Origin of the sequence: Coleofasciculus sp. (genome assembly GCF_046565525.1) — a bacterium.
Taxonomy (GTDB): Bacteria; Cyanobacteriota; Cyanobacteriia; order Cyanobacteriales; family Coleofasciculaceae; genus Coleofasciculus.
Map to the genome: position 1 here is coordinate 1 of NZ_JBKHUP010000119.1, position 20969 is coordinate 20969.

Annotated in this window: 19 protein-coding genes, 2 tRNA genes and 1 pseudogene; 10 read left to right on the forward strand and 12 right to left on the reverse strand. The window is 45.4% G+C overall.

Going from position 1 to position 20969, the window contains the following annotated elements; translation table 11 throughout:
- The 3 genes from ACLGGO_RS29735 to ACLGGO_RS29745 form a co-directional block, all read left to right on the forward strand.
- The coding region (locus ACLGGO_RS29735) for a hypothetical protein (protein ID WP_446422007.1) at positions 1-234 on the forward strand (234 nt) is incomplete at its 5' end.
- Between the two features lie 183 nt (positions 235-417).
- A tRNA-Tyr gene (locus ACLGGO_RS29740) sits at positions 418-502 on the forward strand.
- A gap of 48 nt (positions 503-550) precedes the next feature.
- Positions 551-622 (forward strand) — tRNA-Thr (locus ACLGGO_RS29745).
- 262 nt (positions 623-884) lie between these two features.
- On the opposite strand, the gene ACLGGO_RS29750 is transcribed toward ACLGGO_RS29745, so the two are convergent.
- Positions 885-1322 (reverse strand): ferritin-like domain-containing protein, encoded by a 438-nt coding sequence (locus ACLGGO_RS29750; protein ID WP_446337696.1) that lies wholly within the window; start codon positions 1320-1322, stop codon positions 885-887.
- Between the two features lie 255 nt (positions 1323-1577).
- Complete coding sequence (locus tag ACLGGO_RS29755) at positions 1578-2333, reverse strand: pentapeptide repeat-containing protein (RefSeq protein WP_446422008.1); 756 nt, start codon at positions 2331-2333, stop codon at positions 1578-1580.
- Between the two features lie 392 nt (positions 2334-2725).
- Here ACLGGO_RS29755 and ispF point away from each other — a divergent pair, with 392 nt between their 5' ends.
- Complete coding sequence (gene ispF / locus ACLGGO_RS29760) at positions 2726-3208, forward strand: 2-C-methyl-D-erythritol 2,4-cyclodiphosphate synthase (RefSeq protein WP_446422009.1); 483 nt, start codon at positions 2726-2728, stop codon at positions 3206-3208.
- A 267-nt stretch (positions 3209-3475) separates the two neighbouring features.
- On the opposite strand, the gene arsC is transcribed toward ispF, so the two are convergent.
- The 6 genes from arsC to ACLGGO_RS29790 all read right to left on the reverse strand — a co-directional run bounded on the left by arsC (position 3476) and on the right by ACLGGO_RS29790 (position 9113).
- The gene (gene arsC / locus ACLGGO_RS29765; protein WP_446422021.1) at positions 3476-3871 is read right to left on the reverse strand and encodes an arsenate reductase, glutathione/glutaredoxin type; all 396 of its coding nucleotides are present in this window, start codon (positions 3869-3871) and stop codon (positions 3476-3478) included.
- Positions 3872-4037: 166 nt separating this feature from the next.
- Positions 4038-5186 (reverse strand): ACR3 family arsenite efflux transporter, encoded by a 1149-nt coding sequence (gene arsB, locus ACLGGO_RS29770; protein WP_446422010.1) that lies wholly within the window; start codon positions 5184-5186, stop codon positions 4038-4040.
- A gap of 30 nt (positions 5187-5216) precedes the next feature.
- Complete coding sequence (locus ACLGGO_RS29775; RefSeq protein WP_446422011.1) at positions 5217-6245, reverse strand: PstS family phosphate ABC transporter substrate-binding protein; 1029 nt, start codon at positions 6243-6245, stop codon at positions 5217-5219.
- Between the two features lie 192 nt (positions 6246-6437).
- Positions 6438-6770 carry an ArsR/SmtB family transcription factor gene (locus ACLGGO_RS29780; protein WP_446422022.1) on the reverse strand — a complete coding sequence of 111 codons (333 nt, stop codon included), beginning with the start codon at positions 6768-6770 and terminating at the stop codon, positions 6438-6440.
- Between the two features lie 391 nt (positions 6771-7161).
- The gene (gene arsM, locus ACLGGO_RS29785; RefSeq protein WP_446334536.1) at positions 7162-8124 is read right to left on the reverse strand and encodes an arsenosugar biosynthesis arsenite methyltransferase ArsM; all 963 of its coding nucleotides are present in this window, start codon (positions 8122-8124) and stop codon (positions 7162-7164) included.
- A 329-nt stretch (positions 8125-8453) separates the two neighbouring features.
- Positions 8454-9113 carry a DUF2834 domain-containing protein gene (locus ACLGGO_RS29790; protein WP_446422012.1) on the reverse strand — a complete coding sequence of 220 codons (660 nt, stop codon included), beginning with the start codon at positions 9111-9113 and terminating at the stop codon, positions 8454-8456.
- Between the two features lie 257 nt (positions 9114-9370).
- Here ACLGGO_RS29790 and ACLGGO_RS29795 point away from each other — a divergent pair, with 257 nt between their 5' ends.
- Together ACLGGO_RS29795 and ACLGGO_RS29800 are read left to right on the forward strand one after the other, a co-directional pair.
- Entirely contained in the window at positions 9371-9553 is a 183-nt protein-coding gene (locus tag ACLGGO_RS29795; protein ID WP_446422013.1) for a hypothetical protein, read from the forward strand.
- A 68-nt stretch (positions 9554-9621) separates the two neighbouring features.
- Positions 9622-10200 carry a Uma2 family endonuclease gene (locus ACLGGO_RS29800; RefSeq protein WP_446422014.1) on the forward strand — a complete coding sequence of 193 codons (579 nt, stop codon included), beginning with the start codon at positions 9622-9624 and terminating at the stop codon, positions 10198-10200.
- Positions 10201-10205: 5 nt separating this feature from the next.
- Here ACLGGO_RS29800 and ACLGGO_RS29805 read toward each other — a convergent pair whose 3' ends face one another.
- On the reverse strand, positions 10206-11702 hold the full coding sequence (locus ACLGGO_RS29805; protein ID WP_446422015.1) for a pentapeptide repeat-containing protein: 1497 nt from the start codon (positions 11700-11702) through the stop codon (positions 10206-10208).
- Between the two features lie 340 nt (positions 11703-12042).
- Here ACLGGO_RS29805 and ACLGGO_RS29810 point away from each other — a divergent pair, with 340 nt between their 5' ends.
- The gene (locus ACLGGO_RS29810) at positions 12043-14199 is read left to right on the forward strand and encodes a Tex family protein (RefSeq protein ID WP_446422016.1); all 2157 of its coding nucleotides are present in this window, start codon (positions 12043-12045) and stop codon (positions 14197-14199) included.
- 860 nt (positions 14200-15059) lie between these two features.
- Complete coding sequence (locus ACLGGO_RS29815) at positions 15060-15929, forward strand: Uma2 family endonuclease (protein ID WP_446422017.1); 870 nt, start codon at positions 15060-15062, stop codon at positions 15927-15929.
- A gap of 284 nt (positions 15930-16213) precedes the next feature.
- Here ACLGGO_RS29815 and ACLGGO_RS29820 read toward each other — a convergent pair whose 3' ends face one another.
- Complete coding sequence (locus ACLGGO_RS29820) at positions 16214-16894, reverse strand: hypothetical protein (RefSeq protein ID WP_446422018.1); 681 nt, start codon at positions 16892-16894, stop codon at positions 16214-16216.
- On the reverse strand, positions 16891-19005 hold the full coding sequence (gene uvrC / locus ACLGGO_RS29825; RefSeq protein ID WP_446422019.1) for an excinuclease ABC subunit UvrC: 2115 nt from the start codon (positions 19003-19005) through the stop codon (positions 16891-16893). The genes ACLGGO_RS29820 and uvrC overlap by 4 nt, the downstream gene beginning before the upstream one ends.
- Positions 19006-19157: 152 nt before the next feature.
- On the opposite strand from uvrC, the gene ACLGGO_RS29830 reads away from it, so the two are divergent.
- Both ACLGGO_RS29830 and ACLGGO_RS29835 read left to right on the forward strand, forming a co-directional pair.
- A complete protein-coding gene (locus tag ACLGGO_RS29830; protein WP_446422020.1) occupies positions 19158-19979 on the forward strand; it encodes a protease complex subunit PrcB family protein in 822 nt (273 codons plus the stop codon).
- 224 nt (positions 19980-20203) lie between these two features.
- On the forward strand, positions 20204-20776 hold the full coding sequence (locus ACLGGO_RS29835; protein ID WP_446338446.1) for a hypothetical protein: 573 nt from the start codon (positions 20204-20206) through the stop codon (positions 20774-20776).
- 11 nt (positions 20777-20787) lie between these two features.
- Here ACLGGO_RS29835 and ACLGGO_RS29840 read toward each other — a convergent pair.
- Positions 20788-20969: pseudogene (locus ACLGGO_RS29840) on the reverse strand (hypothetical protein); the annotation flags it as partial.

Below are 20969 nucleotides of genomic sequence, written 5' to 3' on the forward strand. Positions count from 1 at the left end.
AAGTGGAGAGGGCGTCGGGTGGGGATAGGGGGTGGGGCGTGGGGGAGGGGGGGGGGGGAGGGGGGAGGGACAGGATGGGTGGCAGTGGGAGCTGGGGGAGCAGGGGAAGCAGAGGGAGCAGAGGGAGCAGGGGGAGCAGGGGAAGCAGAGGGAGCAGGGGGAGCAGAGGGAGCAGGGGGAGCAGGGGGAGCAAGCAACAGGCCCCAGTTTGTATCGAACTGCTCGAACCAATAATTGGCAAGGGTTGTAGCTTAAATTGACACGGATGGTTTTACAGATAACTTATGCCTACAAGCCGATAAGGTGACTCAACCCGCCCTTGGAGGAGATGGCTCAGATGGCTGAGACGGGGACGTCCGAAAAAAAAGTTGAATATAAATAAAAAGTTGTGCTAGTATGGGTAACTGTGAACGAAATGGGTCGGTGCCCGAGCGGTTAATGGGGGCGGACTGTAAATCCGCTGGCTACGCCTACGTTGGTTCAAATCCAACCCGGCCCACCACATTGCTCTATTTTATAGAGTGTGTGTATGAGAAACGTTTATGGTGATGCCCGTGTAGCTCAGTGGTAGAGCACACCCTTGGTAAGGGTGAGGTCACGAGTTCAATCCTCGTCACGGGCTTTTGAGAAAGCTATATCCTGTAAGGCTTCTGGAGTGATTACTTAACTAGACTATCCAGAGTCAGAGGAAAAAATATGGGTATCTTAGTTGTTTTTTGGGTATCAAGTGGTTTGATTCTTGGAGATTGACTAATAATTATTTGTCATCGTTGTCAATTGAGACAGAAAACTTAATTGAGCGTTTTTAGGGAATCCCAGACCATAATCTTCGATTGGATCTGGGAAGATATTAAGGTAATTACCAATAACTAATGACCCGTGATTTACAAGCTAAAGTCACGCAGCATTTTCTTAATCTCTACGTTGTGCATTTCCTCCTGACCAATTTGACCACGGGCAAATTCCTCTAGATACACGGATGCATCTTCCACGATATGCAGAAGGTCTTTATAGAGATCTAATGCTTTTTTCTCATGATTAAGGCTTTCCTGCAAAATATCTTGCACGGAATGTTGGTAGGTTTCCTCGATGGGCGCAATCTTTTGGCTGGGATGACCTTCTAAGCCTGTGATAATTTCTCCCACCTGTTGAGCGTGGAGCAGAGACTCGCTAGCCTGTGCCTTAAAAAAGTTTACAATCGGAATTCGGTTAGGACCAATCACCATCAAGGAGTAATGAGTATAACGCACGACGCCAGCCAACTCAAACTCCATAATGGTGTTGAGTACGTCAATGGTCTTTTTCAGGTCAAGCTCTTTCATAACGTTGAGGTTGCGGTAAGTAGATTCACTTAGGTCTGTTTTAGTTTATCCTTAAAAAAGCTTAACAAGTCAGCGAATCTACAACAGTTGCTAGAGAACATTTTGCCACCTCCCTCGGCAAGAGTGGTGGGGGAGCCAAAAGAGCAATCTAGAGACGTAGCATGCTACGTCTGGGAGCTGGGGGAGCAACACCCAGGGAGCAGCATCCAAGGAGCAACATCCAGGGAGCAAGATGCTCCCACTATGGGGAACCGCTTATTTTTGAGCGTTATTCAAGTTCGCCCCGTCTAAGTTAGCTCCAGCCATATCCGTTCCGGTGATAGTGGCGTTGTTGAGATTGGCATTGCTTAAATCCGTATTACTCAGGTTCGCGCCTTCTAGGTTCGCGCTGTCTAGGTTTGCCCCGGCTAAATTCGCTCCAGCTAAATCTGCGCCTTTGAGATTAACGCCATTTAAATTAGCATTTTCTAAGTTAGAATGACTCAGATTTGCCCCTTCGAGATTGGTATTGGTCAAATTAGCATTGGCTAAATCGGCATTGGTACAATCGGCACCCTTAAGATTTTTACCACTCAAATCAGCGCCATTGAGGGTTAAGCCTGCACATTTAAAGTTACTCGGCGCTATAGTGGCAGAACTGATGTTACTTAGCGGGGATATCGCCTGGTTTGTCTGGGCTGACTGACTGACGGCGGCATTGGTTACACTATTTCTCGGCAACAACCATCCGGCTACGCCAAGGGCGATTAATAAAGGAAGACAAATCGCGAATCCCATAAATAAGGGTTTACCGCGTTTAGCTTTCCGGAGTTGAGCCTCAGCTTGGATATTTTCTAACTCAATCTGATTAATCGCCTCTTCCATAAACTCTGGTGGAATTTGGGCTTCGGTTCCAGCATCGATTAGCTCTTGTGCAGAATAACTTTGGTTGTGCTGAGCATAGAGTTGAGCAGCTCGCATCAAAACGTCTTGGGCTTGCTCTTCAGGAATTCGATGATGTTGCGGTTTCATAGGAGGGTTAAGTTGAGTACAATGAGCAATTTCAAGATAAGGTTGCTGGTTCTGAGAAACGGATAATAAATCGTCGTTAAAGGTTGCAGCGTTTGGCGCAATTCAACGGCGATAAAATTTATAAGTAGACAACCCTAAACGAGGTTGAACGATTATTTAAACTTAAAGGGGTGTTGTCACTCTTATTACTGAGAATAGCTTGCTATTGATAAAATTGAAGTGTTTGACGCTTAATTTCTGGAAAAAGTGGCAAAAATTTACTATGATTTTAAAAATCAATCGATTTGGTAAAGAGTTGATAAAGAAAATTGTGGTTAGGGATTAGTCATGGGGTAAGTTGGGTAAGGATGGGGATTTGGTAAATTATTGAGGTTAACCTGGGGGAAAAAGCAATGACTATCCGGATTGGTAACGGTTACGATATCCATAAACTAGAGAAAGGACGCCCTTTGATTCTTGGGGGTGTGAACATTCCCCACGAACTCGGATTGCTAGGGCATAGTGATGCAGATGCCCTAACCCATGCGATAATGGATGCCATGCTAGGCGCATTGAGTCTGGGAGATATTGGTCATTATTTTCCCCCCACCGACCCAAAATGGGCAGGAGCCGATAGTCTAGAGTTATTGAGTCAGGTGAATCAGCTCGTGCGATCGCAGGGTTGGCAGATTAGCAATATTGACTCGGTAATCGTCGCCGAACGTCCCAAGCTGAAGCCTCACATCAAAACCATGCGCGATCGCCTCAGCATGACTTTAGCATTACAACCCGATCAAATCGGGATTAAAGCCACCACCAATGAGAAATTAGGACCCGTGGGACGAGAAGAAGGAATAGCGGTTTATGCTGTAACGCTATTAGTTAAGGAGCATTAGTTCTTTGTCATTGGTTATAACTGTAACGAACCTTAAGCGAACTCTACCAAACATAGCATTCAAAGTCCCCCTTCAAAAGGGGGAAGCCAGAGGATGCTTCGCTTTTTTTTCACGGGGGAACCGGATTTATTCAAAGTCCCCCTGGACCCCTTCATGGCAGACAATTCTACAGGTAGATGACACAGGCATGCTGGTGGGCAATGCCCACCCTACGCTATATCAAAGGTTTTGGCGATATAAAACTGTAAATTTTCACTGTTATTCAACTTAAGTCAATGTGTCAATTAACTGAACAACTCGCTGCTTAATCTCATCTCGTACTCGCCGAAACGTCTCTATCGGTTCACCCGCCGGATCATCCAATTGCCAATCCTGAAACACCTCCCGCAATACCCAAGATTCAGGTAAATTTACCCCACACCCACACAGAGAAATCACTGCATTATAATCTTCAGCCTTAAAATCACTTAACGGCTGAGACACTTGCTCACTAATATCAATCCCAATTTCCGACATCACCTCAACCGCCGTAGGATTCACCTCAGACGCCTGCAAACCCGAACTCGTCACCGCAATTTTTCCCGCTCCTAAGGTGCGAGCAAATCCTTCTGCCATTTGGGAACGACAGGAATTTTGCTTACACACAAACATAATCGATTTCATCGCCATAACCGCTTATTTATCCTCATCAATAAAACTCTCTGCTCATATCATGTCCGGTTAAGCCAGCCCTAATAAAATCCTATTTATAGTCGGCTTAAACAGCACCCCTAACAAGAGGACTAAAGTCCTCACTACAAACGCCCCAATCCCCTTAATTTCCCCCCAATCAAGGCGCAACACAACGCGGATCACGCAATGTTGCCTTCTCCGGTTCCCGTGGAAACCACATCGCCGTTCGTTTACAAAACTCCACCAACATCAACATAACTGGCACTTCAATTAACACCCCGACAACCGTCGCCAACGCCGCCCCCGAATTTAAGCCAAACAGCATGACCGCCGTCGCAATTGCCACCTCAAAATGATTACTCGCCCCAATTAATGCCGCAGGTGCCGCATCTTCATAAGCTAAATTCATCTTCAACGCCGCCACATAGGCGATAAAAAAGATAAAATTCGTCTGAATAAACAGCGGTACAGCAATCAGCAAAATGTGCAGCGGGTTATTAATAATCAGTTCTCCCTTAAAGGCAAATAACAGAACCAAGGTAATTAAAAGCGCCGTAATCGAAATCGGACTCAAATACTTAAGAAATCTCCGTTCAAACCACTCCTTGCCTTTGTGTTTAAAAATCCAATACCGACTATACATCCCCGCCGCTAAGGGCAACCCCACATAAATCAATACCGATAACACAATCGTTTGCCACGGTACCGTTAAATCATTCGCCGCTAATAACCACCGTCCTAAGGGAGCATACAGAAACAACATGGCAAGTGAATTCACCGCCACCATCACCAAGGTATGTCCTTGATTACTATAAGACAAATAGCCCCACATCAATACCATGGCGGTACAAGGGGCAATTCCTAATAAAATTGCCCCAGCAATGTAAGAATTTGCCAAAGTAACTTCCGCCCCGCGAATGATCTCAGTTTCCGATAGCAAAGGCTGAAATAGCCAACCCAGGAAAAACTGGGCAAAGGCAACCATCGTGAAGGGTTTAATTAACCAATTCACCACCAGGGTTAAAATCACCGGTTTCGGCGCACGCACTGCCTGAGTTGCTTGGGTGAAATCAATCTTCACCATAATCGGATACATCATGAAAAACAGGCAGATAGCGATAGGAATGGATACCTGATAAACACTCATGGCATCCAGTGTTACTGCCACACCGGGAAATAATTTGCCCAGGAGGATACCCGCGATGATGCAGAGTACTACCCAAACGGTGAGATATTTTTCAAAGAAACTAAGTTGACCCCCAACTTGGGGTGGTGATGGTGTGGCGTGAGATGAATTAGTACTCATAGGAATGAATCAAACTGCAACCGCTAATGGTTAAAACTTTTTCTGTTTGCGTAACAACTCACCGATAGTGAGATTAAATTCAGATTTGCCGTCAAAGACTGTACCTACTTTGTTTTGAAAGAAATGCACATTAGCTAGGTGATACCCCTCTTCCGGTAGCGGTATATAGCCAACCGAACTGACTATTTCTGGGGCGTTCTCTAGGTAAAACGCCACAAATTCTTGTAACGCTGGGTTTTTCTGGGCAGCCGCCGCGTTAACGTAGATAAACAACGGTCGAGTTAGGGGTTGATAGGTTGCTGCCTCAACGGTTTGACGTGAAGGCAATACAGCCCCATTGCCACTATCAACCGCGATCGCGTTTAATGTATCTTGATGGGTTTCGTAATAAGCTAAACCAAAATAGCCCAACGCATTAGGGTCTTGATTCACTGCCTGTGCCAGAATTTCATCATCCTCACTGGCGGTATAATCGCTACGACTTGACCCAGCTTCACCGACGATGGCTTCGGTAAAGTAATCAAAGGTGCCAGAATCTGTCCCCGGAGCATATAAAGTTAACGGTTTCTGGGGAAAAGACTCCCGTACCTGATTCCATTGAGTGATTTGGCGTTGAGCTTCGGGTTCCCAGATTTTTTGCAATTCTGCCACCGTGAGACTCTCTACCCAATCATTTTCGGGATTGACTACAACAGTAATCGCATCAAAGGCGACAGGAAGTTCAATATAAGCCACCCCGGCTTGTTTGCAGGCTGCCATCTCGTCAGTTTGAATCGGGCGAGAGGCATTATTAATATCGGTTTCGCCGGCACAGAACTTGTTAAACCCCCCACCCGTACCAGAAAAACCCACGGTGACATTGACGGGCGCTTTTGTCATCGCATTAAATGCCTCAGCAACAGTCTTCGTAATCGGGTAAACCGTACTCGAACCATCGATTTGAATCGGTTGGGGCGACTGCGACTGGACTTGGGAACATGCGCCCAAGAGTGCCGTAGCCGTGGCAATTAGCGCCAATTTTGTCCCTGGCAGAATTTTGGGTTTGGGGATAACGTTCATAGACCTCAACCCCTGACGGAAACTATGGGGTTCCTTTTAACGTATCAAAAAAACTTGATTTGTCAAGCCCTTATATCCCGGATAGAGGGGATGTACGCCAAAGAAAGTTTATATAGCAACCGCCAAGGATGTTAGGACTAAACCCGCCCTGGGAGCAGGGGAAAAGGGAATTCTAGAAAACCTCTATAGGCATTAAGACTGATCCGAACAGGGACGAGCAGGTAAAATCGGACTAAAGCGGCGGTATTCTGCCAAATATTGTTCTAACAACACAAACTGAGGCAAATTCAGGCTGTAATACACCCAACGCCCCTCCTGACGAGCGCGAACCAAGCTGGCTTCTTTGAGAGTTTTCAAGTGAAACGATAACTTCGACTGACTCACCTCCAGCACTTCACAGAGTTCGCACACACAGAGTTCCTGTTCTCGCAACAGTTCAACTAGCTTAATCCGAATTGGGTCAGATAGAGCATGGAAGCTGGAGGTAATCAGGCTCAGATTGGCAGGAGAGGCGGTGGCTTGCATCAACTTTTCTTGAAACATCCCCTTAATTGTAACGGGGGGGCGGATTTCTCACGATTAAATCTAATCATTCCTAGTAGGGTGGGTTAGGCGGTATTCAATTTCAAAACATAGTCATTTAATTAGATATCCGCCGTAACCCACCAATCCTTCGGATCAAATACCAAATCCGGGGAACGCTACCCCCGTTATAACCTAGTCCGCGCAGGCGGACGCAAGTTTGTGTAGCAGCGATTTCAATCGCCGTGGAAAAAGGGGGTGATAAAGGCAGATTTGGTATTATAGCAATCGCCATAGCGGTTAGGACGCATCTTATGGTAGAGACGTTGCATGCAACGTCTCTACATTGAAACCAATAACTAATGTGCGCCTGATTCACCTCGATTTCACACCTTTAACAGCAACCGCCGCCAGTATAGTGCCAGGTGGAATCGGTAATCATGATATCTTTTGACATCGCCAGGTTAGCGGCTGTTTTATCACACACCGACGCCGGAACACCTTTTTGCAGAACATGACCTGCGTTATCATCGAAAACTGCTTGGCTTCCCTGATAAATCGCCGTTTTTCCGGTGAAAATGCAAGCGCCATCTTCCGGAATCGGCACTTTGAATGCCACAGAATCTAAACTTTCCAGCAGCAACGGCTCATCTAACTTATAACTTTGACAATCCAGCAGTCGATAAGGGCGCCGCGCCCGAATTTCGACTTGACCAAACCCGACATGAACCAGATGTTGGATATACTCGTTATACGTTAATGCCCCCGATAGGCACATTGCCCGTAACCGTTCATCTTGCCGTAAATGTTCAGGAATCGGACGGGTGGCGATGGGGTCACTCATAATCAAGCGTCCGCCAATTTTTAACACCCGATAGGCTTCTTGCAAGGCTTTGGTCAAGTCAGCGGGTTCAAAGATATTAAATAGGCAATTCTGAGCGACGACATCAACGGAAGCATCAGGTACAGCTAGGTCAAAGGCATCGCCGTCACGAATGTCAATAAAACTTGGGTTAAACCAAGGATTATCTTGAGCGGCGCTGGCTAAGTTACGAGTCGCCGCTTCCCGCATCGCCTTGACGGGATCAACAGCAATAACCCGACCCGGGCGTCGGGAAAAATAGGCAAATTGCAGGGCTTCTAAACCGCCACCCACGCCCACATAGAGTACAGTTGGCTCGTTAATCAGTTCAGCCGGATGAACGGTGGTTCCACAACCATAGTTCATTTCCTGCATTTGCCGGGGAATTTTCAGTCCAGGGAGTTGCAGGGGAGAGCTTTGCACACAACATAACCCCACTTGCGGGGTTTGGGCGACTTCACTGTAGAATTCTGCGGTTGTTTCTAGATAACTCATAGTGTTTGTTGGTCATTTGTCATTGGTCATTCGTCATGGGTGACTTGATGACGATTTATGCTGTCAGCATTCTTTCTCTGAGGGTATTAAACTGGGGCTGAATTAGTTTTTGCTGAGAATTGGTTAAAGTTTATCAACTTTTGAGTTATTGCTGTCGCTATAACGGATTTAGCTCAAGTCCATTAAAATGAATGGCACGCAAGAGATGAGGCTGGTGGGCAATGCCCACCCTACGGTATATCAAGATCGAAAATCGGGGTTGGTAAGGGGGCGAATGGAAGGCTGGTGGACAATGCCCACCCTACGGTATATCAAGGGTTTTGTCTTCTTTAAGCCGTTGCCATGGCTTCCTCGGTGTCGGGAAGAGGAGGGCGCAGACACAGATAAACCAGTGAACCGATTAATGGTACCAGTGCGACTGCCCAAAATAGGGTGGGATTGTTCCAGCCGCGTCGTGCCATATCATCGCCCACCAGTGCCGGGAAAAGCAAGCACAATAGGCAAAAGTCCAGGCTCATCACATGGATAAAGCGGCTGGTTTGCCATTGCTGGATAAAGTTTGCCCAATCGCCGTTGAGTATGCCAAATCCTAGTAATACAAAAGTGCCGAGGGTGAGAACAACACCGAACCAACGGGAATCGAGAATACTCAGGAAGATATTTTTTGAGCCAGGAAATTCAGGATTGGGTTGACGTAAGGCGAGATAGGGGAGTAAAGCAAACGCCCCCACACCAAAGGAGACGGTAGCAAATAGCCACGCGGGGATTTTTTGCCCTCGTCCATCAATAAATACGAAGCAGGCGTATGCTAGAGGTAGAATGCCTATGATGTTGAATAGGGCAATAATTAAGGGATTAATCCCGTCCCAATTGCCTGTGGAAAGATTGGTAATCAGGTCAAAGGTATCGGGTTGCTGAGGAGGTGCAAGCAGAACGGCATAAGCGAGAAAGCTAACCCAGAGTAGCCAAAAACCAAGTTGTCTGAGCATAGGTAATGATTTGAAGTGCAAGTCCACCGGGTATCCTGTGCATTATCGCATGAATCGATTGGGGCGATTGGCGTTTTGGGCTAATACACCTTTGTCAGGAAGCTCCAGCATCCGCCAAGAACTCAAGTTCTTGGCTAAAAGCTAAAGTCCATTAAAATGGACTAAAACTCTTATCCAGTCAGCTCGATTCTTACTTGAGCTTTGAGTTCCTTGGGTTTCAACCCAAGGCTGTTTAACCCTACAACACCAACAGAGCTATGCTAACCAGGGAATTAGCTGTTCGCCTCAAACTCCAATTTTTGCTTTTATGGCAGAAAATTAAACTGTTTGCTCACTACAGACAGGCATTTTATCTGAAACTGATTTGGCTGGAGTTAATCTGTTTTCACAGCCGTGTGTTTGGTCAACGGATCAGTTCGCGATCGCTACACTGGAAATGATCATCCTCTTATTTTCTTTTACCTTGCCATCTTCTGCCCTTGTGCCTTTTGCCATACCACGGATACCTATGACATCGACAACAGCAAAACGCTTTACGATTGAGGACTATCATCGTTTAGCAGAGTTGGGATTTTTCGCCGAAGATGACCGAGTGGAATTAATTCGTGGAGAAATCATGCAGATGGCGGCGAAAGGCACAGCCCATACCAATTGTTGTCGGGATTTACTGGAAGAATTGGCAGGATTAGTTACAGGTCGAGCCAAATTACAATGTCAAGATCCGATTATTTTGTCATCTAATAGCGAACCTGAACCGGATTTTGCTATTTTACGTAAACGAGCGGATAATTATCGCTTTTCGCTACCCAAACCTGAGGACGTTTTTTTGGTCATAGAAATTGCTGATTCAACGCTAAAGTATGACCGAGAGGTTAAACTACCACTCTATGCTGAAGCGGGTATTTCTGATTATTGGATCTTTAATTTAATCGACAATCACCTAGAAGCCTATAGCCAACCCTATCACAAAGGGCAAGGAATTTTTGGATACAGCCTAAAGCGGATTGTATTGCCAGATCAGACAATGCTTTTGCCCTCTTTTTCCGATCTAATCCTCGATTTATCAAAAGTTTTTCCTCTAGTTTAAATCAACTATTCCTGAGTTGTACCATCAGGCATGATAGCACCGTTAAGATTTGCATTATTTAACATGGCTCCATCCAGTTTGGCATCTTTCAAGTTGGCTTTTTCTAGATTTGTCCTCTCTAATTTTGCCCCACGTAGGTCTGCTTCACTCAAGGTTGCGCCATTTAAATTGGTATAATATAGGTTTACTGCACTTAATTTTGCCTGCTGTAGGTTTGCTCCACTTAGATTAGCACTACTTAGATCGGCTGCACTTAGATTTGCCCCTTGTAAATCTGCTCCAGTTAGATTGGCATTACTTAAGTTGACTCGACATAAATCTGCGGCTTGCAAATTAGCTCCACTCAAGTTTACTTGACGTAAATCAGCACCAGCGAGATTGGCTTCTTGTAAGTTGATTCCACTCAGGTTTAAGGTATTCAGGTTAATACCCGCTAAGTTAGCATTTTGCAGTGAAACGCCAGGATCAATCAAATAAGCACCCGTTTGAGTTGCATCAAATCCCATCGGGAAAATTGTGGTTGTGCTATAAAATGCTTGTTGGAGGTTGGCTTCTTGAAGGTTGGCTCCTTCGAGGTCTGTCCCAATTAGGTTAACTTGACTCAAATTGGCATGGCTAAGGTTAGTTCTCATCAGTTTTGCCGTCCTTAAGTTTGCCGCCTTTAAGTTTGCCCCACTGAGATTTGCCATGCTGAGATTAGCTGTTTCAGATAAACTCGCTTGGCTAAGATTTGCCTCACTCAGATTTGCCTCACGCAAGGAGGCGAACGTTAAATCGGTTTTGCTTAAGTTTGCCTTTTTTAGAGTGGCTTTCTCTAACTCTGCAAATTGCAGTTTTGCCTGATGAAGGTACGCATCATCTAAGTTGGCTTCATTCAGTTTCGCACTCGATAAGTCTGCATTACTCAAATCTGCTCCCTTGAGATTTGCAAAATGTAGGTTTACTCCACACAGATTTACTCCACACAGATTGGCTCCAGATAGATTCGCCCGACTGAAGTTATTCCCACGCCACTTGCCACTTAGTTTTGCTCCGGATAAATTGGCTTGGCTTAGATTAACATCATTTGTGGTGTTTTTTCCAAAATCTGCTCCAGCTAGATTAATTCCGGTAAAATCTTTTTGTCCATTACGATACAGACGCCAAAATTCTTGAGCAGTCATCGGTGCTTCTTGACTATTGTCTTCAGCTAAATAAGCTTCTAATAGGAGCATGTCTCCGTAGAGTCCCAAAAGTTGAGTTATTCTCAATACCTTAAATTTTTCAGCGCTAAAATTAGTTATAGTGTTAGATATTCCTTCATCAGGAGTTGGACTATTGGTTAAGCTTGGCTCCACCACCTGTTGTGGCTCAACGCGCCGTTGCAAATTCTCCAACTTATCAGTTAGCTGATTCAACTGACGCTTGAACCTTACTAAAAACTTGGTTGTAATAGTTTGCCGTTCTTCGAGCTGTTCAATTTTGGCAACTAGAGATGCTAAATCTTGTTCTTTGTCAGCCATAGTAGAAAAGCTCCTATGCACCTAAACGGGTTTGAGTCACTACTGATTATAATAAAATGAATAAATTTTTGGTGCTTCTGGAGACGATTGCATCCTACGCCAAAAATACCTGAGAAGCGGTAAAATAATCCTCAACGGTGAGGTTTTTGACTGGAGCAAGATATCAGCTTGAACGCAGGGTGGGTTTTATGGAGATATTATCAGTGATATCCTGTAGGTTAATGGCTGAACCTGTCCCAACCCTAAGAATGCGTGACTGGCAAGGGAGTGGTACGAGTAGTGCGATCGCGAAATCTTGATCCTGTGCTAATTCTAGAAAGGATAGACCCATAAAGACCCGATGCTGAATATTCCCTCCGTCCTAGCACAAGAGCTTTCCCTCTCCGCCAATCAGGTGGAAAATACCCTGTCTCTTTTAGCCGAGGGCGCCACGATTCCCTTTATTTCCCGTTATCGGAAAGAACGCACCGGTTCTCTGGATGAAGTCCAAATTCGCGCGATCGCAGAACGCTACGCCTACCTGAGTGAACTCGAAGCACGCAAAGCCACGATTCTGGAGGCGATCGCGTCTCAAGGGAAGCTGACGGATGAACTTAAGGCGAAAATCGAGTCCTGTTTCCAGAAAAATGAGTTAGAAGACCTTTACCTCCCTTATCGCCCCAAGCGCCGCACTAGAGCTACCGTAGCGCGGGAAAAAGGGTTGGAACCTCTGGCTGAATTTATTAAATCCCTGAATACCCCCACCGCCAAACCCGTCTCCTTAGAAGCAGAAGCCGCTAATTATATTTCCGAAGAAAAGGATGTCACAACCGCCGAAGATGCGTTAAAAGGGGCGTCTGATATCCTCGCCGAAGAAGTCGCGGAAACCGCTGAATTCCGGGCATATCTGCGCGACTATTTGATGAAAAATGGGCGTTTTGTCTCCAAGATTAAAGACGATTACCCCGAAGGCAGCACTAAATATGAAATGTACCGCAATTTCCAAATCAAGGCAAAGGATATCGCGCCACACAATATGCTGGCATTATTTCGGGGAGAGAGTGAGGGGATTTTAACCCTAAATCTGGATTTTGATCAGGAGTTTATCCAATCGTATTTAGAGTCAGAAACCATTCGCACAAAAATTCCAGCGGTGCGGAACTTCTATCGGGAAATGCTTAATGATGGCTTTAACCGTTTGATGAAAAATTCCCTAATTACGGAAGTTCGGACAGATCGTAAAGCCTATGCTGATTTTGAATCGATTAATACCTTTGAAACCAATTTGCGAGAACTCCTGCTTTCTCCTCCAGCGGGAATGAAACCCACCTTAGCGGTTGATCCGGGATTGCGAACCGGGTGTAAAGTGGCGGTGTTGAATGAAACGGGGAAGTTTATGGAATATCAAACCATTTTCCCTCATACTGGACAAGGCACAAAAGCGGCGACTGTACTCAAAACTATGATTGAAAAATACCAGATCGAATTAATCGCGATCGGGAATGGTACAGCATCCCGTGAAACCGATGAGTTTGTTGGGGATGTGATTAAAAGTCTGGAACGTAAACCGATTAGCGTGATTGTCAATGAGTCGGGTGCGTCTGTCTATTCGGCGAGTGATGTGGCGCGAGAAGAATTTCCTGATCAAGATGTTACCGTGCGCGGGGCGATTAGTATTGGACGCCGCTTACAAGATCCTTTGGCGGAATTGGTGAAAATTGATCCAAAATCTATTGGCGTGGGACAATACCAACATGATGTGGATCAAAAGTTATTGAGAAAGAAGCTGGATGAAACGGTAGAAAGTTGTGTGAACTATGTGGGTGTGGATCTGAATACGGCATCAAAAGAACTTTTAACCTTTGTTTCTGGTTTAACTCCAACTATTGCCAAAAATATCGTTACCTATCGGAATGAAAATGGTGCATTCCCCAATCGTCGCCGTCTGCTGAAGGTAGCGAAATTAGGACCCAAAGCCTTTGAACAGTCGGCGGGATTCCTGAGAATTCGCGGTGGGGATAACCCGTTAGATAATACCGCCGTGCATCCGGAGAGTTATCCAGTCGTAGAAGCGATCGCGAAGGATATTGGGGTGCCCTTGAAACAAATCCCCCAAGCGGCGGATCGGCTCAAGTCTATTGATTTAAAGAAATATGTCACGGATACCGTTGGCTTACCCACACTCAAAGACATTATCCGGGAATTAGAAAAACCCGGACGTGATCCCCGTGCTGAGTTTAAATATGCCACATTTAAGGAAGGAATTAAGGAAATGTCTGACCTGAAAGTGGGGATGGAGTTAGAAGGAATTGTCACAAATGTGGCGAATTTTGGTGCTTTTGTGGATATTGGTGTGCATCAGGATGGGTTGGTTCATATTTCCCAACTGGCGGATCGATTTGTGGAAGATCCTAAAGAAATTGTCAAAGTGGGACAAGTTGTAAATGTGCGGGTTATGTCTGTGGATGAGAAGTTAAAGCGGATTGGTTTATCGATGCGTGGGGCACAACAAAGGTAATAGTTGAAACTATTGGGCGGTTGAAACCGCAGCTACACAAACCAAACCCGCCGGCGCGGGTTTCATGAATTAGCCTGTAGCCTGTAGTGGCATGACCCAACTAAAATAGTTCATTACCGTAGGTTGGGTTAGGCGGGTATTCAAGGCTATTTTTCCGGCAAATTTGAGCCAACTCACCCCCGCTTCAAAACCCCAAAACTATTGTATTGTCTAGGTTCTGAGCATTTTGACGGCTGACCGGGATTTTTGCCCGTGCTTTCTCCCGTCAAAAATTAGCTTACTGTCCATAATAAAGTGAGTCTCTGCGCTTGTCTAGCAATCTCTAATCTAGTGGACAACTCAACTTCCTTGAGATTAGCATAAGCAGACTTTGCGATCGCAAACCCCATAATCGATACTCTAGAACAGTAATTCCCAGGAAACATGCTACCGGAACGTCTCTACGGCTGCGATCGCGGATAATCGTTATAATAGGGCAATCTGATCGCCGATGCAATTTCCGTAAGCAACCCCGGTCTCGCATACACGGAGCTTTAGCCAAATAAGTTAAAGCTGTGCTTACCAGCCTAAGTGCTAAGCGCACTACGTTATCGGCAAGTGTTAAAGACCTACCAGCGGATGCGATAGCCAGTTTGCTGCTCTAGAACCGAAAAGTTAAACAGTTTTAAGGTCACTGAAACAGTGCTTTTTGGACAGTTACCGACCGATAACCTTGGCGAGGCTAACTTTACCCCAGAAATGGGTGAAAACCGGAGGGGCAACCATACCCCTCCACCCCGAAAGGGGTATGCTTCTTAAACCGCTACCGCGTGTTCCTCCCTGGTCTAAAGACACAGGGTTTCCCACAACGAAGGATTTTTATGAGCCAGAGCCTGGAACCTACCGTTCTACCTCCTCCGTTCCCGGATCATACCCAACTCCCTGAATCAGATGGCGAATTCGTGAAGAATTTTCAGGAGCATCCCCAAAGCCTTATTCTCACAGACTCCCTCGGACCTATTCTAGAAAGAATTCATCCCGATGGACAATATGCCATTGGACAAGATTGTGGCATCTACTGGCGACAGACAGAACCCCCGGAAAAAGGAGCAGAAGCTCCCGATTGGTTTTATGTGCCTAATGTTCCCCCAAAATTAGACGGTCAAATTCGCCGTTCTTACGTGATCTGGCACGAATTTATCGCACCAATGATTGCTTTAGAATTTGCCAGTGGCGATGGTTCCGAAGAGCGAGATCAAACGCCATTATCCCGCTCATCTCAAGGGAAAAAAATGAAACCCGGTAAGTTTTGGGTTTATGAGCAGATTCTCCGGATTCCTTACTATGGTATTTTTGAAATCAATCGGAACCATTTAGAGGTTTATCATCTAATCAATGGTTCCTACCGCCCGATGTCTCCTAATTCGCGAAACCACTATCCCATTGAACCTTTAGGTATCGAATTGGGATTACTCCAAGGAACCTATCAAAATCAAACTCAAATTTGGTTGCGCTGGTGGGATAGTCAGGGTAATTTACTCCTAACAGGAAGTGAGAGAGCCGAACAAGAAAGACAACGGGCTGAACAAGAAAGACAACGGGCTGAACAAGCAGAAATTGCCCGAAGAGAAGCCATTCCCAAATTATTCGCAATGGGATTAACCGCAGATCAGATAGCCGAAGCCTTAGGTTTACCCATTGAGGAGGTTAACTCCCTAGTGCAAGAAGGCAGAAATAACACCAATAGCTAACATCTTCTCCAGCTTCACTGTATAGACAAAGCTGCTCAATTATTTCCGCTCAGCTGCACTAGAAATCGGGAGCATGTCAGTTTTGCACAGAACGTTAAGGATAGAGAGCAAGAGGAGGCGATTGAAATCGCTGCTACACAAACAAAGTCCGCCTGCGCGGACTGGTTTATCACAGGGGTAGCTAACCCGAATTTGGTATTATACGTTTAAATGCAACTTAGTATGAACTCGTTTTAACGGGTTTAAGCTTTAAGAGGAGAACTTTAGTTCTAGGCTTCCTAAGATTAATGTTTCGCCTTAAGGACATCCCATCGCTTAGCCACAAACAAGCATAACCCATAAATTGTCAGACTCTCCCCCACTAACTCCGATGTCTCCTCAACCGCCACGCGCACCTTCTCCACCACCACGGGAATCAAACCCCCCTGATTAAGCTGAAAAACCACTATTTTCACCACCTCCCCGCAAAATCCCCCCAGAAAAAATATACCCATTCCCAAGGCGACAAAGGCAATGGCTTTGGGGTAAAATCTCCAAATTGCGATAAAATCCCGGTGAAATATCACCAGCGTACTCACCCCAATCCCCAAATAAATCGGCATCCAATCTTTATGATCTGACGTATTCAGCAGACGCGAAAGCTGTAGGTGAAACTTAAATACCTCATCCACCGCCCCATAAGAAAATAATACCGCGATCGCGCCACAAAAAAGGCGAGAGGGCGGAAGGGAGGTATGGCGTTGAAATAGCAGTAAACTCAAGGCAATTAAGCCAATCATCAACAGTTGCAGCGCTTGGATTAATGAGGGAATCGTCATTTGCCCATCCATATTAAATAGGGGATACGCCTTTCCCCTCACCACAATCCCCCACAGATAAATCAATCCCAAACTAATTTCTAACCCAATCACCGCCCACAGTAGCCAGACGCCAGAGGGTTGAATCGTGGGGGACTTACTTCTCATGGATGAAAATAGGAATAAATATCTTCGGCTAAACGCAAACCAATTCCCGGAACTTCAGCAAGCTGTTGTACCGATGCTTCTCGAATATAATCAATGGAACGAAAATGTGCCAATAGCTGTTTTTGGCGCACAAATCCTAATCCGGGAATTTCATCTAAACGAGAACGGCGTAATTTATCACTGCGTTGCTGTCGATGGAAACTCACCGCAAAACGGTGCGCCTCATCTCGTAAACGCCGCAATAATTGCACCCCCGGTTGTTCTGCATCTGTGGGGAGGGGAAAGGATTCACCAGGGAGAAAAATTTCCTCCCGTTGCTTAGCTAAACTCACTACCCGGACTTTATCCAATAGGTTCATATCCTGCAATACCGCCACCACGGCGGAGAGTTGTCCTTTACCGCCATCAATCATAATTAAATCGGGAAAATCATCAGATATCCCCTGTTCTCTGGAAAGGGCGGGTTTAGTTACGTTATCGGTTTGTGGGGAAATGGTATCAGTCAAACCCGCCCCTACATCTGGGTTTCCTTTGTGGTTTGAAAGGGCGGGTTTAGTTAAGTTATCGGTTTGTGGGGAAATGGTATCGGTCAAAACCGCCCCTACATCTGGGTTTCCTTTGTGGTTTGGAAGGGCGGGTTTAGTTAAGTTATCGGTTTGTGGCGAAATGGTATCAGTCAAACCCGCCCCTACATCTTTATATTTGCGAAAACGGCGACGAATCACTTCAGCTAAACTGGCAAAATCATCGGAATGACCAATCGTTACTGTGGGATTTTTGATCTTATAGTGGCGATAATGTTGCTTAGCTGGTATTCCATTAATAAACACCACCTGAGAGGCTACTGCATTGGCACCCTGAATGTGAGAAATATCATACCCTTCAATCCGATGGGGTAAATCGGGTAAATCTAAAATAGCGGCTAAATCTTCCATGGCTTGGGTATTGCGATCTGCGAATTTCTGAGTCCGTTCCAACTCATATTGGGCATTCCGTTCCACCATTTCAATTAATTCGGCTTTAGTTTGCCGTTGGGGAACTAAAATAGTAACTTTACGCCCTTTGCGTTCACTTAACCAATCTGCCAATAATTCCGCATCCGGTAACTCATGCTGAACTAAAATTTCAGTGGGAATTTCTACCGAGTCAACGGTTTGGTAATGATCTTCTAATACCCGTTGTAAAATAGCCCCTAATTCAATTCCCCCAGTCGGAACCTCGGCGAAAAATCCCAACCGCCCCACTAACCGACCGGCACGAATCTGGAATAATTGAATACAAGCATTATTGGCATCTGCCGAGAGCGCGATCGCATCCCGTGATACGGTATCATCAGGTAGGGCAACTTTTTGGTCAGCACTCAGGGCGTTCAACCCTTTAATCTGATCCCGAATTTTCGCGGCTAACTCAAAGTTCAGCGATTCCGCCGCTTGTTCCATATTCCGAGTTAGGATATCAATCAGTTCCCCCGTTCGTCCCTGAAACACCATCGCCATTTTTTGCACTGTATGGCGATACTCCTGGGGCGAAATTAGCTGTTGACAAACGCCAGGACAACGCCCAATATCATAGTTAAGACAGGGACGGTCTTTAAACAGAGGACGAGGACGCTGGCGTTGGGGGAAAATCTGCTTAAGTAGGTGTAATGTGCTTCGCAGCAACCCGACATCCACATAAGGACCATAATATCGATCCTTTTCCTTTCTCAGGTTACGCTTGCGGGTAATAAAGATACGCGGATAGTCTTCTGACCAAGTAATACAAACATAGGGATATTTCTTATCATCTTTGAGCAGCACATTAAAATAAGGCTGATGCTGCTTGACTAAATTCGCTTCTAATGCTAGGGCTTCCGCTTCCGTATCGGTAACAATGAACTCAATCTCCGCCACCTGACGCACCATCATGGCGATACGGGGGCTTAGGGGTTGGGCGTTACGGAAATAGGAACGAACGCGCGATCGCAGCTTCTTTGATTTACCAATATAGAGGATGCGATCGCTCCCGTCACGCATTAAATACACTCCAGGTTCGCCGGGGATTTCTTTCAGGCGACGTTCTAGGCGATCGGGATTATTGACTAGAGGGGTTACTTTAGCAGAGGATACCACAGATGCTGCTCATCTCGCTTACTCATCTTATCTTTATGATAAAACCTTTTTTTATTCCTGAGACATGGAACATTTTCTCCGGACGAGAGGTCAAAGGGAAAATCGGATAATTCTAGACGGTTTACCCAAGAAAACTATTAGGAGTTTGAACAATGAAAAAAATACTCATGCTCGCCGCCAGTCTATTTATAATATCAGCCGAATCAGCTCAAGCTTGTCGTTGTTTACCCTCTACCCCTGATCAACATTTTGAATCCGCTAATGCTGTCTTTTCGGGTCGAGTTGTTAATGTCGTCACTCCCCGCCAAAATTCCACACGCCCCGAATTCTCTTCCCAACAAAAAAGAGTCATGTTTGAAGTTGCCGAAGTTTGGAAAGGAGAAGAAAGACGCCGATTAATGGTGATGACACCAGAGTCCAGCGCCAGTTGCGGCTTCAACTTTGTGGAAGGAGAGTATTACTTAGTCTATGCCTCAATTTCCGATAAAAACTTAACCACATCCCTGTGCAGTGGCACAAAGCTATTAACTCAAGCCCAAGAGAATTTAAAGATGTTAGAAGACCAAGATACGCCTTCAGATACTGTCTCCTTGGAATCATTAGATAAAGGTTTTAACTCGGGAATGGAAGAACCATTTGAAACGGTGATTCGCAATCCCGGAAATTGGCAGCAATTTTGGAAAAAATTTAATGATAATTCTTCTCAAACACCACCCTCACCCCAAGTTAACTGGACGGAAAGCATGGTGATTGGAGTTGGGTTAGGGAATAAACCCAGTGGTGGCTATAGTGTTGAAATTAAAGATATCGTGATGGAGGACGGTAAGCTGGTGATTAATACTGTAGAACAGCAACCCGGACAAAACTGTTTTACAACAATGGCAATCACTCAACCTTATCATTTAGTTACGGTAGAACGAGTAGATTTACCTGTTCAATTTAACCGTAAAACTGAGATAATGAACTGCGATTAACGTCAAGTTGATAGACTACTTATTGATGTAGGGGTTGCTGAATAAGTAGTGGGGTGAGGGGAGGGAACAGTGAGTGAACAGTAAGAGTTAATATTAGACAGGTCAGGGGCTGGTAGGTTACGGTGAACAGGACATTAAACGGTTATTTCTCCAATGAAAGACCCGCCCGACAATTACAATAAAGGAATTAGTGCTTGCTCAAAGCGTTTCCAGTCCAATCTACCATGAATACCCCAGCCCACATCATTATTAATATGCTATGCCTAGGGCGTCAGGATACCGCCAATATCCTTACCCCAGTCATAGTCGGTGCATTCCTCCCCGATGCTCCCATGTTTGTATTCTACTTTGTTGAAAAAGTGATTAAAGGCACACCTGAAGGAATTATTTGGCGAGAAGCGTATTACAAAGAAAACTGGCAAAACTTTATTGACATTTTCAACTCCATCCCTCTAATTATCTTTGCTTTAGTTTTCACAGGCTGGTTAGGTTCCAAAATAGGAATAATCTTTTTCTCCAGCATGTTTTTACATATTGTCGGTGATTTTCCCCTGCATCATAATGATGCCCATCGGCATTTTTTTCCCTTTTCCAATTGGCGATTCCAGAGTCCAGTTTCCTATTGGGACCCGAATCATTACGGCACTATTGTCACCATTGTGGAAATCCTCGCCGTCATTATCAGCTGCGTCGTTCTATTCCAAACCTACCAATCCATGACAGGTAGAATTAGTGTGGGGCTAATGGGAGTTTCCTATTTAGCCTATTTCATCTATGTTTTTACCGTTTGGGTTTAGGTCAAATTGGCTCAAAGCCACTGTCGTGAGAGTTCATCGTAAACCTCGTGAGACCCCGCATTCAGCGAAGCAATGCGGGGAGGAATAGAGGTCAAATCTTGCCACTCAATGTGGTGAGATTTGACCAGTCCAGTTGAAGGCACGACGATTAACCCCGTGCTTCGCTGCAACAACTGGACTTTTTTGGCAGTAA

Coding starts and splice junctions, on each gene's coding strand:
- arsM (WP_446334536.1), bottom strand. CDS start 8,124: ATGAGTTATCTAGAAACAACCGCAGAATTCTACAGTGAAGTCGCCCAA.
- ACLGGO_RS29755 (WP_446422008.1), bottom strand. CDS start 2,333: ATGAAACCGCAACATCATCGAATTCCTGAAGAGCAAGCCCAAGACGTT.
- ACLGGO_RS29835 (WP_446338446.1), top strand. CDS start 20,204: ATGAATACCCCAGCCCACATCATTATTAATATGCTATGCCTAGGGCGT.
- ACLGGO_RS29780 (WP_446422022.1), bottom strand. CDS start 6,770: ATGCAAGCCACCGCCTCTCCTGCCAATCTGAGCCTGATTACCTCCAGC.
- arsB (WP_446422010.1), bottom strand. CDS start 5,186: ATGAGTACTAATTCATCTCACGCCACACCATCACCACCCCAAGTTGGG.
- ACLGGO_RS29790 (WP_446422012.1), bottom strand. CDS start 9,113: ATGCTCAGACAACTTGGTTTTTGGCTACTCTGGGTTAGCTTTCTCGCT.
- ispF (WP_446422009.1), top strand. CDS start 2,726: ATGACTATCCGGATTGGTAACGGTTACGATATCCATAAACTAGAGAAA.
- ACLGGO_RS29820 (WP_446422018.1), bottom strand. CDS start 16,894: ATGAGAAGTAAGTCCCCCACGATTCAACCCTCTGGCGTCTGGCTACTG.
- ACLGGO_RS29800 (WP_446422014.1), top strand. CDS start 9,622: ATGACATCGACAACAGCAAAACGCTTTACGATTGAGGACTATCATCGT.
- ACLGGO_RS29750 (WP_446337696.1), bottom strand. CDS start 1,322: ATGAAAGAGCTTGACCTGAAAAAGACCATTGACGTACTCAACACCATT.
- ACLGGO_RS29810 (WP_446422016.1), top strand. CDS start 12,043: ATGCTGAATATTCCCTCCGTCCTAGCACAAGAGCTTTCCCTCTCCGCC.
- arsC (WP_446422021.1), bottom strand. CDS start 3,871: ATGAAATCGATTATGTTTGTGTGTAAGCAAAATTCCTGTCGTTCCCAA.
- ACLGGO_RS29775 (WP_446422011.1), bottom strand. CDS start 6,245: ATGAACGTTATCCCCAAACCCAAAATTCTGCCAGGGACAAAATTGGCG.
- ACLGGO_RS29805 (WP_446422015.1), bottom strand. CDS start 11,702: ATGGCTGACAAAGAACAAGATTTAGCATCTCTAGTTGCCAAAATTGAA.
- ACLGGO_RS29830 (WP_446422020.1), top strand. CDS start 19,158: ATGAAAAAAATACTCATGCTCGCCGCCAGTCTATTTATAATATCAGCC.
- ACLGGO_RS29795 (WP_446422013.1), top strand. CDS start 9,371: ATGCTAACCAGGGAATTAGCTGTTCGCCTCAAACTCCAATTTTTGCTT.
- ACLGGO_RS29815 (WP_446422017.1), top strand. CDS start 15,060: ATGAGCCAGAGCCTGGAACCTACCGTTCTACCTCCTCCGTTCCCGGAT.